Here is an 18,174-nt window from a genome sequence, read left to right on the forward strand (position 1 = left end):
GTTCCGTGCTTTTTCGTCGTCCCGCGCGTCGTCGTGGACCGGACATGCCCCAGGGGGAGTTGAACCTTCAGGAACCTCCGGTGCTCGCGGAGACGGTGCCGGACAACTCCGCGGTGTGGACATACATGCCCATGGCCATGATGTCCGTCTCCATGATGCTGATCTTCCTTCGCCCGGGTGGGTCGAACGGTGTCTTCATCTACCTGTCACTGGGCCTGATGGTGCTGGCGTCGGCCGCCATGATCATCGGTCAGTTCATGCGCCGCACCAGTGAACGCAAGCAGCGACTGCGCGGGGAACGACGCGACTACCTGAGGTATCTTGGGCAGGTCCGCAAGCAGGCCCGGCGCGCGGTGGCGGAGCAGCAGTCGGCCCTGGCCTGGCGCCACCCGGAACCTGCGGCGCTGCCGTCCATGGTGCGCACCACCCGCCTGTGGGAACGCCGAGTGACGGACGAGGACTTCGGCGAAGTCAGGATGGCCGTCGGCGACCAGCAACTGGCCATGAAACTCACCGCGCTGTCCACCAAGCCCGTCGAGGACCTCGATCCGCTGTCCGCGCACGCACTGCGCCGCTTCATACGTGCCTACAGTACGGTGCCCGATCAGCCGGTCGCCGTGTACCTGCGCTCCTGGTCGCGGGTGCTCATACGTGGCGACGAGGCCACCCGGCGGTCCCTGGTGCGCGCCGTGCTCGCGCAACTCGCCGTGTTCCACGCCCCGGAGGAGCTGTGGATCGTCGTATGTGCCGCCGACGAGCACCGGGCCCACTGGGAGTGGGTGAAGTGGCTGCCGCACGGCCACCATCCGCAGGAAAAGGACGGAGCCGGTCCGGTCAGGATGACGGCGTCCGCCTTCAACGACCTGGAGGACGTGCTGGGGGCCGAGTTCGCCGAGCGCCCCGCCTTCGACCCGGAGCTGCCTCCCGGCCGTGAGGAGCCCTACACGGTCGTCGTCCTGGACGGGGTCAGCGTGCCCTCCGGGCACCGCATGGACGGACAGGGCTTCCGCAACGCGGTCGTCGTCGACCTGGCCGACACCCTCCAGTGGCGGCCCGGGCGCAACACACTCCGCCTCGACGTCCGGCCCGACCGGGTCGGCCTGGTACGCACCGACCGCACCCGCTCGGAGCAGACGACGTACCTGGGCAGGCCGGACGTCATGGGGCCGGTGGCGGCCGAGGCGCTCGCCCGGACGGTCGCGCCGTACCGGATGCGGGCGGCGGCCTCCGCCGCCGAGCCGCTGGCCGCGGACACCGAACTCACCTCACTGCTGGGCATTCCCGACCTGCGCCGGCACGAGCCGCAGACCCTGTGGCAGCGTGCCCACAGCGCCTCCCGGCTGCGGGTGCCCATCGCGGTCGGCAGCGACGGACTCCCGGTCGAACTGGACATCAAGGAGTCGGCGCAGGGCGGCATGGGACCGCACGGCATGCTCATCGGCGCCACCGGGTCGGGCAAGAGCGAGTTGCTGCGGACCCTCGTCCTGGGGCTGGCCCTGACGAACTCCTCGGAGACCCTCAACTTCGTCCTGGTCGACTTCAAGGGTGGTGCCACCTTCCTCGGCCTGGACGAACTGCCCCACACCTCGGCGGTGATCACCAACCTGTCGGACGAGGTGGCGCTGGTCGCCCGTATGCAGGACGCCCTGCACGGAGAGCTGATCCGCCGCCAGGAGCTGCTCCGGGCCGCCGGCAACTACTCCTCGGCCCTGGAGTACGAGAAGGCCCGCGCCTCGGGCACCGCGCTGGCTCCCCTGCCCAGCCTCTTCGTCGTGGTCGACGAGTTCAGTGAACTCCTGTCCGCACACCGGGAGTTCATGGAGCTGTTCGTCATGATCGGCCGACTGGGCCGGTCGCTCGGCGTGCATCTGCTGCTGGCCTCCCAGCGCCTGGACGAGGGCCGGATGCACCAGTTGGAGAGCCATCTGTCGTACCGGATCGGTCTGCGCACGTTCTCGGCCATGGAGAGCCGGGGCGTGCTGGGCGTCCCGGACGCCTACCAACTGCCTTCGCAGCCCGGCAGCGGATACCTCAAGAGCGGTGTGGAGGCCCTGACCCGCTTCCGGGCGGCCTACGTCTCGGGCGAGTACCGCACGCGGGGCGGAGCGGTCGCGCAGGCCCGGGTGGCCAGCCAGGTGGTTCCGTGGACGTCGGCGTACGTCGTACCGCGCACGGTCGCCCCACCCGCCGCGCCGGAGCCGGCCCCCGAGGAGGAGAAGGACTCCGGGGACAGCCTGTTGTCCGTCGCGCTCGACCGGCTGCGGGACGCGGGTCCGGGCGCGCACCGGGTGTGGCTGCCGCCGCTGGACCTGCCCTCCTCGCTCGACGAGCTGCTGCCACCGCTCTCGGTCGGCCCGGAACGCGGATGCACGGCGGCGGCGTGGCCGGGGTCCGGCCGGCTGAAGGTGCCGGTCGGCCTGGTCGACAAGCCCTTCGAGCAGCGCCGCGAGCCGCTTGTGGTGGACCTGTCCGGCGCGGAGGGCCATGTCGGCGTCGCGGGCGGGTCACAGAGTGGCAAGTCCACGTTGCTGCGTACGCTCATCGCCTCCCTGGCGCTCACCCACACGCCCCGCGAGGTGCAGTTCTACTGCCTGGACTTCGGTGGCGGCACGCTGTCCGGCCTGTCCGGGCTGCCGCATGTGGGCGGCGTCGCGTCCCGGCTGGACAGCGAGCGCATCAGCCGCACGGTGGCCGAGGTCACGGCGGTGCTCAACCACCGTGAGCAGTTCTTCCTGGACCACAGCATCGACTCCATGGCGACCTACCGGCGGCGGCGTGCGGCCGGTGAGTTCGCCGAGGAGACCCACGGTGACGTCTTCCTCGTGGTGGACGGGTGGGCGACCCTGCGCCAGGACTTCGACAACCATGTCGCGACGCTCAACCAGGTGGCCGCCCGCGGCCTGAACTACGGCATTCACCTGGTCGTCGCCGCCGCCCGCTGGATGGAGATGACGACACAGGTCCGCGACCAGATCGCCACCCGCCTGGAACTCAAGCTCGGCGACCACATGGACTCGTCCATCGACGTCCGCCGGGCGGCGCTCGTGCCGCGCATCGCCGGACGCGGTCTCACGGTCGAGGGCAAGCTGCACTTCCTGGCCGCGCTGCCGCGGGTGGACGGTACCGGTGACGCCGACGACCTCACCGAGGGCGTCGCCGACCTGGTCGAGCGGGTCTCGGGCGGATGGAGCGGTCCCGCCGCGCCCGCCGTGCGGATGCTGCCGCACTGGCTGCCCGCCGCCGAGCTGCCCGCGGCCGAGGGCGGCGAGGGCGGCGAGGGCGGCGAGGGCCTGCGGGTGCCGCTGGGTCTCGATGAGGAGACCCTCTCCCCCGTCTGGCACGACTTCGGCCGTACCCCGCATCTGATGGCCATCGGCGACACCGAGAGCGGCAAGACCAACCTGCTGAAGCTGGTGACGTCCGCGATCACCTCCCGGTACACGCCCCAGGAGGCGCGGATCCTGGTGGTCGACTACCGGCGCGAGCTGGTCGAGGCCGTCCCCGAGGAGTACCGGCTGGGCCACGCCGTGTCCCTGTCCGCGCTCGGCGAGCTGATGAGCGGTTCCCAGCGGGCGCTGAAGACACGTCTTCCGGGGCAGGACATCAGCCCGGCCCGCATGCGGAAAGCCGACTGGTGGACCGGCCCGCGCCTGTTCGTCCTGGTCGACGACTACGACATGCTGGGCGGCAGCAACGCCTTCGACCACGCGTTCGAACCGCTCTTCGAGTTCCTGGCGCTCGGGTACGAGGTCGGCCTGCACGTCGTGACCGTGCGCTCCGCCACCGGCGCAGGCCGCGGCTTCAACGACCAGCTCCTGCGCCGTCTCGGGGAGGTCAACACCCCCGGCCTGCTGCTGTCCTGCCCGCCGACCGAGGGGTACGTCTTCGGCAACATCAAACCGCGCAGCCTGCCGCCGGGCCGGGCCCGGTACATCGCCCGCAACAAGGCGACGCTGGTGCAGACGGCGGTGGCGGAGCAGACCCCGCAGCCGTCGGAGGGCTAGCGAACGCGCAGGGGCGTGCCGGGTGTTCACCACCCGGCACGCCCCTTTGCTGGCCGCGGTCGGCCCGTTCAGGGCCGCCGCGCCGGGCGCCAACCGCGCGCCCGGCCGCGCGGGACCGCGAGAGCCGCCCAGCCGACGAGGAGCACGACAGCCGCTCCGACGGCACAGACCAGAAGGGCGGTCCGGGTTGCTCGTTCCCCGTGTGTACGGTCCGGCATGCGCACGGCAGCACCGTGCGCACCGGCCGTCGCCCCGGCCGCCTGCGTGTCGTCCATCACGGAGGCGAGCGCCGCGTAGGCGTCCAGCCGGGGTACGTCGTCCGGGTAGGCGGTGGACGTCAGGCGTCGGGCCACCTGGGCCGCGGAGAGGCCGGGAAAGGCCGCGCGTACGAGGGCGGCGGCCCCCGCGGTGTAGCCGGCGGCGAACGAGGCACCGGAGCCGACGAAGTGCCCGCCGCCGTGCGGCCCGATGCCGACGACACCGTCGCCGGGAGCCGCCAGGTCTGCGCCCGCCGGGAGCAGCGCCGCATCCGGGCGGGTGCCCCGTACATCGACGTCCAGGACGCCGAGCACGCCCGGGGAGGCGGCCGGCCAGTAGTCCCGGGGGGCCGGGGTGCTCTTCTCGACGGTGCCTCGCGGTGGGTCCGGTACGGCGGCGGCCACGACGAGGGCATCGTGCTCGGTGGCGTAGGAGACCGCGTCGTCGAGCGCGGAGGACCGGGAGGCGAACGCGGCGGACACCTCGACCACCCGGGCCCCGGCATCCACCACGCCGCGGATACCGGCCGCCACGTCGGCCGCCGACGGTGCCCCGCGCTCGGTGGTGCCACGGGCCGAGACGATGGTCGCGCGGGGGGCGACGCCGTGGAAGGCGACCCCCTTCGCCGGAGCGGCGGCGATCAGGCCGGCCACGAAGGTGCCGTGGCCCACGCAGTCGTCACCCGCGACACCCACGGCCTCGACCCGGCCCGACAGGGCGGGGGCCCCGGTGGCGACACCCGTGTCGACCACGCCGACCTTGACGCCCGCGCCCTGGGAGATCCGCGCGGCACGGGACAGTTCCAGGCTCTGGTGCTCCCAGGGGGTGGCCGTCGCCGTGGTCGTGGACGCCTTGGTGCAGTCGGCGTGGTCAGTCAACTCGGCGGCCATGACCGGAAGTTTCACGGTCGGCCTCTCGTCGGCGACGGCCGTCGGGGACACGGCCAGTACGGCCGCCGCCGTCAGTGCGAGCGGCAACAGGCCGCAGCCCGCGGACCGTACGGCCGCGGAGCATCGCGGGCCGCAACGGACGGTCTCCCGACGCGGACGGCGGGTCATGCGATCAGCCCCTCGTGCTGCGGCGCGTCCTGGGGCAACAGCAGCCGCAGGTCCTCGAAGCCGGGCGCCGCCATGCCGCTCAGCCGTCCGGCCTGACGTGTCATCATGCCCTCCAGGGTCTGGCGTGCCAGGCGCGCGTTGCCGAAGGACCGCTCGCGCGGCAACGAGTCGAAGTACTCCCTGAGTACCTGGCCGGTGCCTGGACCGCACTCGTACCCGGACGCCGTCGCGTGGGCCCGCACGATCGTGACCAACTCGTCGGAGGAGTAGTCGGCGAACTCGACGCGGCGCGAGAACCGCGAGGACAGGCCCGGGTTGGAGGCCAGGAAACCCTCGATCTCCTTGGTGTATCCGGCGACGATCACGACCACCTCGTCGCGGTGGTCCTCCATCAGCTTCAGCAGCGTGTCGACGGCCTCACGGCCGAAGTCGGAGGCGGAGGCTCCGTCCGGGGTGAGGGTGTACGCCTCGTCGACGAACAGCACACCGCCGATGGCCCGCTCGAACACCTCGCGGGTCAGCTGTGCGGTGTGGCCGATGTAGCGGCCCACCAGATCCGCGCGGGAGACCTCGACGAGCTGGCCGCGGGGCAGCACGCCGAGCGAGGCCAGCAGTTCGCCGTACAGGCGGGCCACGGTCGTCTTGCCGGTGCCGGGCGGGCCCGTGAAGACGAGGTGGTGGCCGATGCGCGGCACCGGCAGGCCCGCCGCCTCGCGCTGGCGCGCGGTGGACAGCAGGTTGACGAGGTCGGTGACATCCCGTTTGACGGCCGCGAGCCCCACCAGGTCCCCCAGTCGCGCCAGCGGGTTGGTCTCCTCCGCCGTGTTCTCGCCACAGACCGCGGCGGCCGCGTCGGCGCTCACGTCGTCGGCCAGCAGCAGTTGAAGGTCGCTCTCGGAGATGTCGGAGAGCGTGGCCAGCCGGGTCGCCTGGCGGTCCACCATCTCCTCGAACACCCTTCGTGCCTCACGGCCGTTGCCGAACGTGGCGTCCTTCGGCATCCGGTCGAAACGTACGGCCAGCGCCTGGTGCGCCGACTCGTCCAGCCGGTACTGGTGGGACAGGCACATCTTCTCGACGATGGCGACCAGTTCGGGCACGGAGTAGTTCTCGAACTCGATCGTGCGGGAGAAACGCGAGGCGAGTCCGGGGTTGGACGAAAGGAAGTCGTCCATCCGGGACGAGTAGCCCGCGACGACCACGACCACGTCGTCGCGGTGGTCCTCCATCAGCTTCAGCAGCGTGTCGACGGCCTCGCGGCCGAAGTTGGCGCCGGAGCCCTGGCCGTCGGACAGGAGCGTGTACGCCTCGTCGATGAACAGGACGCCGCCGAGCGCGCGGTTGAAGGCCTCCGTGGTCTTGATGGCCGTTCCGCCGACGATCTGGGCGACCAGGTCGGCCCGCGAGACCTCGACCAGGTGTCCCGACCGGAGTGTGCCGAGCCCGGCGAGGATGTCTCCGTAGAGCCGGGCGACGGTGGTCTTGCCGGTGCCGGGGGGGCCGGCGAAGACGAGGTGCCGGCTCATCGGCGGCGCCGGCATGCCCAGGCTGGCCCGGCGCTGCGCGAGCTGGGTCAGGTTGACCAGCGTGCGGACCTGCTCCTTGACGTTGTCGAGACCGATGAGGGCGTCGAGAGCGGCCAGCGAGGCGTCGTCACCCGGGCCGTCGCCCTGGTCCTGGGTCCCGGGAGACGCGGCCGGGTCGGTGCCCTCGGCCTCTCCGACGCCCCACGCGTCCCGCTTGCCGTTGCCCGTGCTGGTCAGGCTCTCCACGGCCACCCGGTCGCCCGCCTTGGCCTGGACGAGACCACCGCCGGCGTTGTCCCGGACCGTGCAGTTCACCACCGAGACGGGGGAGTCGGATTCGATCCGCACACCGTCCTTGCCGGCGCCGCTGATCTCGCAGGAGTTCAGGGACGCCCGCCCACCGTCGGCGATCAGGATCCCCTGTTCGGTGCTCTCCCGGGACGTCACACGGGTCGCGGTCAGGTCACCGTCCTTCTCGACCAGGACACCGTGCTGCGCCGCCTTGCTGATCGCGCAGTCCCGTACGGTCATGGCGCCGGCGCCGCCGATGGAGAGCCCCGCGCCCTCGGGAGCCTCGACCGTGCCTCCGCCGACGTAGACGTTCCCGTCGTTCTCCACGCGGACGCCGGCACCGCCGGGCCCCTGGATCAGGCAGTCCTCGAGGCGGCCGCGGCCGTCCTTGACCACTTCCACTCCGTGCCCCGCCGGGGAGATGATCCGACCGCGGCGGATCAGCGGATTGGCACCGGTGCGGACAGAGACACCGACGCCCCCCGCGTCAACGACCTCCAGCCGGTCCATCTCAGCCGCGGACTCGTCCTCCAGCAGCAGCCCCGAGCCGGCACAGTCCCGCACCGTCAGCCCGACGAAGACCGGCGAGGAGGATCCGGACACCCGGACCGCGGGCGCCTCGCACGAATCCGCCCAGCAGTCCTCGAACGTGCCTCGCGAACGGTCCGTGACGAACAGGCCGTGCTCCTTCGTCCGGGCCACCCGGCATCGCCGCAGCAACGGATCGCTGCCCATACCCACGGCGATGCCGACACCGGAGGTGTTCGTCACCCGTACGTCCTCCAGGACGGTGCGGGACTGGCTGGTGATGTGCACGCCCGTGGTCGTGTCGCGTACCACCGTGCGCAGCACGCTGGTCGTGCTGCGGCCCTCCAGCGCCACCGCCGGTTTGTCGGTGGAGGAGATGTCGCAGTCCTCGATCGAGCTCTGGGCCTCGCCGTTGGCCAGAAAGCCGTTGCCGCGGGCGTCGCGGATCGTGCAGCCCCGTACGGTGACACGGCCCTCCTCACCGATCACGACCCCGGTCGTCCCGAGGTGTTCGAGCGTGGAGGACTCCACGGAGCTGTCCGCGGACGAGGTGACCACGACACCGGCTCCGACGCCGTTGGTCACCCGGCAGTCGCGCAGGGCCAGCGAACCGCTGTTCCGGGCGAGCAGCGCGGTCCACGAGGAGGCCGCGATCTCGCAGCCGTCCATCGCGACCTGCCCACGGGGAGCGTCGACGACGGGAAGTTCCTCGTCACGGCCGCGCAGCACCAGGTCGGTGAGCATGACCGCGTCCGCCTTGAGGGTCAGAGCGGTGCCACGGCGCGGGGCTATCTCCACAGTGCCGCGCGCCTGGGCGGCGACGATGGTGACCGGTGTGGTGATCGTCAGATTCTCCGGGTAGCTGCCGGGCAGGACGCTGACGACCGCGCCACTGCGTGCTCTGGCCAGAGCTTCGCCGATCGTTGACAAGCCGTCGGCGCTGTCCGGGCCGACGGTGAGTACCTGGCGAGACACGCGTGGTTCCTCCTCAGACGGATGCCCCGGGACCGCGGACCGAGTGTGTGCCTTGCGCGGGCAGCGACCATCGTGCCGGGGACCTGGTCGCCGGGTGACACCTTAGTTGAGGTTGGCCGATACACAGGAACCGGACCACTACCCGGAACACGAATGTCACCGGCCGAGGACAGGTTTCTGTCGCCCGCGCAGCCGTGACATGTCACTCATCGACGTGGGAAACCGAGCTGACCTGGGCGTTCGGCGGGCAGGGTGCGCCGGATGCCCGACACGTGTTGGCCGGACAGGGGACGGGTGGCTACGGTGACCACGTCATGTCTTCACCCCGCTCGGATCCTGCCCGACGCGGGAGATCCCCCGCGCTCACGTACGGCACCGTCGTCGGGGAAGCACACATGCCGGTCACGAGAGAGGTCGACGATGCCCACGCCTGGTTTCCCGCCCGACACGCTCACTTCCGAGGGATTGCCGGCCTGGATCGACGATCTGGCCTGCGGAGATCCGAACCACATCCTGCACGTCGCGCGCGGCATCGAACCCGCGAAGGCGCTGGAAGCCCTCGGCGCCGAGCCGGAGTTGATCCGGTCCGTCGAACTGCCCGACAGCAAGCCGGACGAGTGGTCGTCGCTGCCCGGCGCGGCTCTCGGTGTCGAACCCGGGACCTCCGCAGTGCTGCTGGCGGGACGCGTCGGCGAGTGGACCTTCGTCTACGACGACGCCGGGGAAACCTACGACGACGAGGCGACGTCCGCCCTGTCCCGCGACGGTCGGACGGCGGCCACCAGTGTGTACACCATCAACGGTGACGCCAGTTTCACCTATGCCGTCGACAGTCGGCTGGTCGCGTCCATCGATGTCGAGAACCTTCTCCTCGAGGAGGACCTGCCGGGCATGCCCGCCGAGCTGCGTGCCGCGTTCGAGGCGGCCGGCATCGCCGATTGGGAGGATCTCGAGCCCGGTGAGGTCGACAGCCTGATCGGCATGCGTACCGCCTGCGCCCTGGCGGGCCTCACGCTCACCCTGAGCGACATACGGAGGGTCCCGCTGCTGGCCGTACCCGTACCGCTCGACTGACTGGTCACTACAACCTCACCGCGGCGCCGACACACCGCGCCCCGAGGTGCGGAAGCCCTCGGGAGGCTGATTGACACATATGTATCTATGGCGTCATTCTCTGCTGAGAACCTGTTTGTCACCAGAGCACACCTTGATGTAGAGATGCCCTAACATGTGATGTGTACTGGGACGCCGCTGAACGTCGCAAGGCAATCGAAGCCCTCGCCGCCGGCCGTGGCGCATCTGTGTGAGGGTCGCAGGAGGTACCGTGCTCACCGCGTTCATTCATGTGCTCAAAACACCTGACCTGCGCAAGAAACTGCTCTTCACCCTCGGCATCGTCGTGGTGTACCGGCTCGGTACCCATGTCCCGATCCCGGGCGTCGACTACAAGACCGTCCAGCAGTGCGTCGCGCAGGCCTCGGACAGTCAGGGGCTGTTCGGACTGGTCAACCTCTTCAGCGGTGGCGCGCTCCTGCAGATCACCGTGTTCGCGCTGGGCATCCTGCCGTACATCACGGCCAGCATCATCCTCCAACTGCTGACCGTGGTCATCCCACGCCTGGAGGCGCTGAAGAAGGAGGGGCAGGCGGGTACGGCGAAGATCACCCAGTACACCCGCTACCTGACGGTGGCGCTCGCCGTGCTCCAGGGCACCGGGCTGGTCGCCACGGCGCGCAGCGGCGCCCTGTTCTCGGGGTGCTCGGTGGCGTCGAGCATCATCCCGGACCGGTCGGTCTTCACCACCGTCACCATGGTCATCTGCATGACCGCCGGCACCTGTCTGGTCATGTGGCTCGGTGAACTGATCACCGACCGGGGCATCGGCAACGGCATGTCGATCCTCATGTTCATCTCGATCGCCGCCACGACCCCGTCCGCACTGTGGTCGATCAAGCAGCAGGGGACACTCGCCGGCGGCTGGATCGACTTCGGCGGCGTCGTCCTCGTCGCCCTGGCCATGGTCGGCCTGGTCGTGTTCGTCGAGCAGGCGCAGCGCCGTATTCCGGTGCAGTACGCCAAGCGCATGATCGGCCGCCGCTCCTACGGAGGCACCTCGACCTACATCCCGCTGAAGGTGAACCAGGCGGGCGTGATTCCGGTCATCTTCGCGTCGTCGCTGCTCTACATTCCGGCCCTGGTGGCGCAGTTCTCGGGCGGCGACTCCGGCTGGAAGACCTGGGTCACCCAGAACCTGACCAAGGGCGACCACCCGCTCTACATCTCCCTGTACTTCGTTCTCATCGTGTTCTTCGCGTTCTTCTACGTCGCGATCTCCTTCAACCCGGACGAGGTCGCCGACAACATGAAGAAGTACGGCGGCTTCATCCCGGGCATCCGGGCCGGACGGCCGACCGCCGAGTACCTGTCGTACGTACTCAACCGGATCACCTGGCCGGGTTCGCTGTACCTGGGTCTGATCGCCCTCGTCCCCACGATCGCGTTGGTCGGACTCGGGGCCACCCAGAACTTCCCGTTCGGCGGAACCAGCATCCTCATCATCGTGGGTGTCGGCCTGGAGACCGTGAAGCAGATCGAGAGTCAGCTCCAGCAGCGCAACTACGAGGGCTTCCTCCGCTGAATCGACCGCTCTGCGTCGTGTCGTGGTCTCGACGCCGCGGACTTGGGCCTTTCTGTCGCGGGCCGCCGACCCGACTAGAGGTCGAACTCCAGGTGTTCGATGTCCGTGAAGCGGACCTCCTCCAATTGCCCCGCGCGGCGGCCGTTGTCCTGGAAGTAGACCTCCTTGAGGGCTTCGGCGGTGATCTCGCGCAACCGCTGGTCGCCGGCGCCCTGTTGCTGAGCCTCGAAGAGGCGGGCGGCGTACGGGGGCGGCAGGGCCACCGTCAGGTGTCGGATGCGGTCCTGGTCCGTCGTCCCGATCGGCGCGGTGTAGCCGAGGCGGGCGCGGGTGTCGATGACGATGCCGCCGGTCGTGGCCGCCTTCTCACGGGCCCTGGCACGGATCTGCGGCTGCCACCGCTTCCTCACCTCGCGTTCCAGGCGGGCAGCCAGCTCCGGGCGGGGCTTCTTGATCTGGTTCTTCACGTACCGTTCGACGGTGCGCTGGGAGATCCGGAGCATCCGGGCGACGGCCCTGGTGCCCTTGAGCTGCTTGACCAGGTACCGCATCTGCGCGCCGGCCGACTTCGGCGCGGGGCGCGTGAACGACCTCTGCACCGCCTGGTCCAGGCCCTCGCCGAACATGCTCATCGTCGGTCCACCTACTCCCCGTTGTCCTGGTCGGTGACGGTGCCGTCCTTGATGTACCGGGCGAGGTTCAGTTCCGGAGCGCCGAACTGCTCGCGGACGCCTTCACCCCACAGCACGCTCTGGGTTCCCTCCCATTTCACCAGGCCCGGATTCACTCCGAGTTTGAAACCGCCGGGCAGCGGCTTGCCCTCACGGTAGGGGAGGAAGTCCAGTGGCGAGGTGCCGTCGGTCGCGTAGACGGCGCAGTCGGAGAGGATCGCGACCGGGTACTGGCCGGTGAACGCAGCATGCTTGACGATCTTGCGGTGCATGTTGATCCGTGTGCGGGAGATGACGGCGGCGCGGATGTCCGGCCGCCAGGTGGGGCGGGACAGGGCGCGCCACGGCCGGCCGGGCCGCCAGCCCTCGCCCCGCGGGCGCTCACGCAGCTTGCCCAGGCCGCCCTTGACCGTCGCCTTGATCGCGGACACCGCGATCGCCAGCTGGGGGTCGCGCAGGCGGTAGTCGTTCATCGCCGCCAGGAAGCCTTCCGGCGACAGGTCCGCACCGACGCCCAGGTCGGCCATCGTGGCCAGGTAGGCGTCGCGCAGCCGGTTGTACCAGGCGTCCAGGTAACGGCCGTTGTCGTGCCGGACCCACGCCTCGACCGGGCGCACCTCGTATCCCAGCTCCACCGCGTACGCGACGGTCGGCGTCGCATACCAGGCGGGTCCCGCAGGGCGCTCCCCCTTGGGCGTGAAGGGGCTGGGCAGCAGGTCGCCGTCCAGCTCCACCCACTCCTTGCCCGCCTTGACGCGGGACAGGTCGACATGGCCGAGGTCGACCAGCCACGAGCCGGGCAGCTTCGGGTCGAACACCGGCTTCGCGACGTACGTCGGCGCGCCCAGGCCCACGATCAGGCCGTTCGCCCCGGCGGCGAAGGCCATGTTCACGTCGATGCCGACCAGGTTGCGGCGCATGCATTCGGCGTCGGTGAGCGGCCGCGCCCAGTCGTACGCCTCCTCGAACAGCTTCTCCCCGGGTCCGCGCACGTGGAACCTGGGGAGGTCCTTGAGGAGCGGGTGGCCGTCGGGCGCTTCGCACGGCGCGCAGTCCACCGGGTCCTTGCCCAGGCTTCCGGGGTTGTGCTCGGAGTGCCGCCTGCCGTCGGCGTCGGGATCGGAGGCGCGGGTGGGGGGGTGCAGCGCGGTCATCAGCTCCAGGCCGGTGACGGCGGTGGAGCCGCGCGGCGTCATGACGCGGGACGCGTACACACCCAGGAGGTGGGCGAGTTCCGCCGGGGGGAGCCGGTCGGCGTCGCCCCAGTGGCGGGAGTCCAGCGCGTTCCAGGACGGGACGCACAGTTGCACGCAGGCCCGCTCCGAGCCCCGGGCCGGGCGGTAGATCCGCGCCCATGGCCCGAAGCCGCGCTTCGTGAGCTTCCAGTCGGCTCGCGTCAGCTGTTTGACGACCTTGTGGCTCTCCGGGATCCGCCCGGCGAGCCGCTCCTCCTCGGTGAGGGCGCTGGGCAGGCCGTAGCGCTCCAGGGCGGCCTCGGTGAGCACGAGGAGCGGGTCGGCGTCCTTGCCCGGCCGGGACAGCTTGGGCTGCCCGAGCGCGGCCTCGCGCAGGGTCCAGTCCACCAGGGCCGGGATGCTTTTGGCGGGGACGTCCAGGACCAGGCCGCCGGTGCAGTACGCCAGTACCCGGCCGTCCTCGACGTCGACCACCGCGAGCGGGCCGTTCTCGAAGCGCGGGTCGCTCCCGGGGGCGGCCGCGGTGTCGAGCGGTGCCGCCTTCTTCGTGGCCGGATTCGGGGCCGTTCTCCCGGCTGGACGGCGGGGTGCCGGTGCCGGCTCGGCAGTCGGTGTCGCAGGCGGGGCGGGAGCAGGTACTCCGGCCCGTGCCGGGGCCTCCTCCGTGGCCGACACGTCAGAGGCCTCGGAGACCGGGGGCGCGGAGACCGGGGCCTCGGAGACCGGGGGCGCGAGTCCCGCGGGCGTCTGCTGCGGCGGCGTCTCCTGCCCAGGGGTGGGGTAGAGCGTCGCCAGCTGTTTCAGCAGGCGGGCGTACGCGTCCCGCTCCGGCGGCCTCGGTTCCGTCTTGCCGGACTCCCAGCCGGACAGCGTCGCGCGGCGCACCTTCAGCGCGACGGCCACTTCCTCGGCCGTCAGTCCGTGGGCCTTCCGCAGCCGCTTGCGCTCCTCCGGCGGCGGCAGCGGAGCGCGGGACGCGACCAGCGCGTCGACCGCGTCGAACAGACCGGACATGGGCACCTCCTGGGCCGACATGCTACCCAGACGCGTCGCTTGATGCGTACATCCGCCGTACATTGCGCGTACGGGGCGCGGCGGCGCGGCTCAGCGCAGGGGCCCGAGTGCCAACCGCACGTCTCGCTCCGGCACGCCAGGGACAGGAGAGCCGGATGCGCGCTCGGTGCCCGGTGGGCTCGGCATCCCCGGCACGGGCCCGCCGGTCAGCGCTTGACGTCGTATATCCGGTTGGTGGGGGTCTCGACGGCGAGCCTCCAGGTGTGCAGGCCCACCCCGTCGGCGATGGCCGCGAGGGCTTCCTGGCCCGGGTGGTTGCCGAGCGCGTGCGGGCCGCCCTGCGCCATGGCCGCCGGGAGGCAGAGGACGGCCGAGGTGGAGGCGAAGGACCGGCCGATGGGGTTGATGTTCTCCCCGGGCTCGGCCGACACGTTCGGCTCGACGACGAGGCAGCTTCCGCCGTCCGCGAGGACCTTTTCGGCGTGCTGCAGCGCTGCTCCGGGGTCCCCGAGGTCATGCAGGCAGTCGAAGAAGGTGACGAGATCGTAGTCGCCACCGGGGAAGTCGTTTGCGGCGGCGACCTCGAACGTCACGCGATCGCCGACGCCCGCCTGCTCCGCCAGCTTCCGGGCCGCCTCGACGGAGGGCTCGTGGAAGTCGAAGCCACGGAAGCGGGACTGCGGAAACGCCTTGGCCATGAGCACCGTCGAGTGGCCGAAGCCGCATCCCACGTCGGCGACGGAGGCGCCTCGCCGAAGCTTCGCCTCGACACCCTCCATGGCGGGCAGCCACTCCTGAACCAGCACCGCCTCGTATCCGGGCCTGAAGAAGGCGGCAACGCCTTCCGCCAGTTCCGGCCCGTACTCCTGCCAGCTCACACCGCCGCCGTACCGGTAGGCGTTCGCCAGCTCCTCTTCGGCACCGTAGAGAGACTTCAGCATGGTGAAGCCACCACCGACGTACGTAGGCACGGAGGCGTCGGCCAGCACCGCCGCATGTTCGTCCGGCAGGACATACGTATCCGTCTCGGGGTCGTGCAGTACGTAGGCACCGGCGACCTGCGCCGCCAGCCACTCCCGGGTGTACCGCTCGACGAGTCCCGTCCTGGAGGCGAGTTCGTCCGAGGTGAGGGGCCCGGCTCCCGACATGGCCCGGTACAGCCCGAGACGGACACCCAGAGATGTCGACACACCCGCGAAGGCGGCCGCGTTGTCGGCGACCACCCTCCCGAGAAATTCCATCACGCGGTTCTCATCCGTCATGTGATCATTCTTTCGACTGTGAGTCTCCTGCCGCAGGTGGCGGGAGACGAAGTGCCTGGTTCGCTTCTGTAACGCACCGGGGAGGACGATCGGTTCACGCGGCGAGCTCTGAGGAGGGCAGGCGCAGGACGAAGGTCGAGCCGACGCCGGGGGTGCTGTTGGCCTCCACCGTGCCTCCGTGCGCCTCGATCAGCTTGCGCACGATCGACAGTCCGAGCCCGCTGCCACCGGTCTGGCGGGAGCGGGACTTCTCGGCCCGCCAGAAGCGGTCGAAGACGTGCGGCAGGTCCTCGGGCGCGATCCCGGGGCCCGTGTCCGACACCTCGATCCGGACACCCGCCGTGGCGGTGACCGCGGCCGGGCTCCCGGACCGGGCGGCGCCGGGCTGATCGCCGGTCGCCCGCAGGAGCACGGTGCCGCCGGGAGGTGTGTGGCGGACGGCGTTCGACACGAGGTTGCCGACCGCCTGCCGCAGCCGTACCGGGTCCGCCCACACCGTCAGTTCCGGGTCCGCCTCCACCACGAGCCGCGCGCCCGAGGCCTCGGCGAGCGGGCCGTGGCCCTGGGCCGTCTGGGCGAGGACGTCGGCCACGCTCAGTCGTTCGGTGGTGAGCCGCAGTTCTCCCGCGTCCGCCGCCGAAAGGTCCCGCAGGTCGTCGATGACGTGCTGGAGCAGCAGGGCCTCCTCCAGCACGGAGGCCACCAGCTTCTCGTCCGGCTGGACGAGACCGTCCTCGACCGCCTCCAGCCAGCCACGGATGTTGCTCAGCGGGGTGCGCAGTTCGTGTGCCACATCGCTCACCATGTCCTTGCGGGCCGACTCCAGTTGCTCACGCCGGCGTGACATCGCGTTGAAGGCGGCCGACAGCCGGGCGATCTCGTCGCCGCCCGTCACCTCGACCCTGGCGGAGACGTCCCCGGCCTCCATCCGCTGCGCGGCCAGGGTGAGTCTGCGCAGCGGCCGGACGAGCCGCAGCCCCGCGAAGGCCGTGACCGCGACCGTCACCAGCAGCACGAGCGCCGCACCCCACGCGATACGCAGCTTGTTGGGCGCCGACAGGTCGAAGAAGGTGTTCGCGGTCCGATCGCCGGGGCTGCTGACATAGAGCTGGGCGGCGGGGGCCACGTACGGCTCCAGTTGCTCCGCGCGGCTGCTCGCGACGCAGTCCCGTACGTCCTTGCGGGGTGCGGGGGCCGCGGACGTCCGGCCCTGGGGCTGCACCGTCTGCCAGGATCCGTCGATCGTCATGGTCACCCCTGTCAGCCCTCGCCGCTCCAGGCAGTTGTCGACCAGGTCGTCGAGGGTGTCGAGTGCCGTCTCCTCCGAGGGCACCGGGCGGTTCAGCACGGTCGCCTCGCACCGAAGGTCGACGGGCCGTTCGTCCGGTGTCTCGACGGTGGGCCGGCCGCCCTCGCCGACCACCACCCGCGCCGTGTCGCCCGTGGTCGTTCGCAAGCATGCGACGACACCGTCGGCCGTCTCCCGCAGTCTCGAACTCTCCGCGTCCGTCAGCCGGTACGGGCCGACCGCGCGCGGGTCGATCCCGCCGTCGCGCGCCGCGTCGGGCAGCAGTTGCGGATCCACCGCCAGCGGGTCGATGACGGCGGTCGGCTTGGGGGCCGCCACATAGGGGTGGCCGGGCACCGGAGCGGAGTCCGCCAGCGTCCGGTCGCCGTCCCGCAGCACGATCCGGTGCCCGGTCCTGCGCCCCAGGCCGGCCACGGTGGGCCCCACCTCGTCCCAGTCCCGGTGCCGCGCCGCGTAGCCGACCAGCACGTCGTACGTCTTCGTGTCGTCGGCGAGGTCCTTGCCCTGTTCCTGGCGGATCGCGACGGCCGTCGTCCGTACGACCACCCACGCCGTGGCCGCGATCGAGCACACCGACACCAGGGCCGCCACGGCAAGGAGTCGCAGGAGCAGGCCGCGCCCCAGCGGTACGGCCGGACCTCCACGCGGGCGGGTGTCACGGCTCATTGCGCTCGCCCTCGGCGGCCCGGGACGAGCGGGGATCGTCGGACAGCTTGTAGCCCACGCCGTACACGGTCACCAGGCTCGCCGGTCGGCGAGGGTTCGTCTCGAGCTTCTTTCGCAGGTTCATGACGTGCACGTCGACCGTCCGTGTGGTGATGTACCGGTCGAAGCCGTGCAGCCGCTCCAGGATCTGTGACCGGGTGAACACCTGCCCCGGCCGCCCGGCGAGCACCTCCAGCAGCCGGAACTCGCCCGGGGTGCAGGAGACCCTCCTGCCGTGCGCCCACACCTCGTGCCGGGCCGGGTCGACGCTCACCGCGCCCGCGTTCAGCAGGTCGCCGCCCGGCACGCCCGCCGCGGTGCCACCCACCGCGGCAGGCGTCGCCCGGACGCGCCCGCTGCGCCGGAGGAGCGACCGGATGCGGGCCATCAGCTCGCGCGGGCTGAACGGTTTGGTCAGGTAGTCGTCCGCGCCCAGGTCCAGGCCGAGCAGCAGATCGTCCTCGGTGGACCGCGCGGTCAGCATCAGTACCGGCAGCCCTTCGAGCCCGGCCTCCGACCGGATGGTCCGGCAGACACTCAGCCCGTCGAGGCCGGGCATCATGACGTCGAGCACCAGCAGATCGGGCAGTCGACGACGGATCTCGTCGAGCGCGGCCCGACCGTCCTGGACGAGGGTCACGCCGTGGCTCTCGTGTTCCAGGTAGCGGCGGATCAGCTCGGCCTGCTTGGTGTCGTCCTCAGCGACGACAACGTGCGCACACATGCGGCGAGTGTAGGA

Annotated in this window: 10 protein-coding genes; 3 read left to right on the forward strand and 7 right to left on the reverse strand. The window is 70.9% G+C overall.

Translation table 11 applies throughout. From position 1 onward, the window contains the following. Positions 1 to 44 precede the first annotated feature (44 nt). Positions 45 to 4,004 (forward strand): type VII secretion protein EccCa, encoded by a 3,960-nt coding sequence (eccCa, locus tag ACGH7X_RS39760; RefSeq protein WP_399895617.1) that lies wholly within the window; start codon positions 45 to 47, stop codon positions 4,002 to 4,004. A 68-nt stretch (positions 4,005 to 4,072) separates the two neighbouring features. On the opposite strand, the gene ACGH7X_RS39765 is transcribed toward eccCa, so the two are convergent. Beyond that, positions 4,073 to 5,320: a S8 family serine peptidase gene (locus ACGH7X_RS39765; protein ID WP_399895620.1), complete on the reverse strand. Its 1,248-nt coding sequence runs from the start codon at positions 5,318 to 5,320 to the stop codon at positions 4,073 to 4,075. Next, on the reverse strand, positions 5,317 to 8,640 hold the full coding sequence (locus ACGH7X_RS39770; RefSeq protein ID WP_399895623.1) for a right-handed parallel beta-helix repeat-containing protein: 3,324 nt from the start codon (positions 8,638 to 8,640) through the stop codon (positions 5,317 to 5,319). Before ACGH7X_RS39770 ends, ACGH7X_RS39765 begins: the two co-directional genes overlap by 4 nt. A 420-nt stretch (positions 8,641 to 9,060) precedes the next feature. On the opposite strand from ACGH7X_RS39770, the gene ACGH7X_RS39775 reads away from it, so the two are divergent. Together ACGH7X_RS39775 and secY are read left to right on the forward strand one after the other, a co-directional pair. Next, a complete protein-coding gene (locus tag ACGH7X_RS39775; protein WP_399895626.1) occupies positions 9,061 to 9,714 on the forward strand; it encodes a hypothetical protein in 654 nt (217 codons plus the stop codon). A gap of 250 nt (positions 9,715 to 9,964) precedes the next feature. Beyond that, positions 9,965 to 11,278 carry a preprotein translocase subunit SecY gene (gene secY / locus ACGH7X_RS39780; protein ID WP_399895629.1) on the forward strand — a complete coding sequence of 438 codons (1,314 nt, stop codon included), beginning with the start codon at positions 9,965 to 9,967 and terminating at the stop codon, positions 11,276 to 11,278. Positions 11,279 to 11,352: 74 nt separating this feature from the next. Here secY and tpg read toward each other — a convergent pair whose 3' ends face one another. The 5 genes from tpg to ACGH7X_RS39805 all read right to left on the reverse strand — a co-directional run bounded on the left by tpg (position 11,353) and on the right by ACGH7X_RS39805 (position 18,159). Beyond that, on the reverse strand, positions 11,353 to 11,910 hold the full coding sequence (gene tpg / locus ACGH7X_RS39785) for a telomere-protecting terminal protein Tpg (protein ID WP_399895632.1): 558 nt from the start codon (positions 11,908 to 11,910) through the stop codon (positions 11,353 to 11,355). An 11-nt stretch (positions 11,911 to 11,921) separates the two neighbouring features. Continuing rightward, positions 11,922 to 14,159, reverse strand: a complete 2,238-nt coding sequence (tap, locus tag ACGH7X_RS39790) for a telomere-associated protein Tap (RefSeq protein ID WP_399895634.1) — start codon at positions 14,157 to 14,159, stop codon at positions 11,922 to 11,924. A 206-nt stretch (positions 14,160 to 14,365) separates the two neighbouring features. Beyond that, the gene (locus ACGH7X_RS39795) at positions 14,366 to 15,421 is read right to left on the reverse strand and encodes a class I SAM-dependent methyltransferase (RefSeq protein WP_399895637.1); all 1,056 of its coding nucleotides are present in this window, start codon (positions 15,419 to 15,421) and stop codon (positions 14,366 to 14,368) included. A 94-nt stretch (positions 15,422 to 15,515) separates the two neighbouring features. Further along, positions 15,516 to 17,396 (reverse strand): sensor histidine kinase, encoded by a 1,881-nt coding sequence (locus ACGH7X_RS39800; RefSeq protein ID WP_399895640.1) that lies wholly within the window; start codon positions 17,394 to 17,396, stop codon positions 15,516 to 15,518. Next, positions 17,386 to 18,159: a response regulator transcription factor gene (locus ACGH7X_RS39805; RefSeq protein ID WP_399895643.1), complete on the reverse strand. Its 774-nt coding sequence runs from the start codon at positions 18,157 to 18,159 to the stop codon at positions 17,386 to 17,388. The genes ACGH7X_RS39800 and ACGH7X_RS39805 overlap by 11 nt, the downstream gene beginning before the upstream one ends. Positions 18,160 to 18,174: the final 15 nt, after the last annotated feature.

Source organism: Streptomyces sp. BBFR51 (assembly GCF_044591655.1).
Classification (GTDB): Bacteria; Actinomycetota; Actinomycetes; order Streptomycetales; family Streptomycetaceae; genus Streptomyces.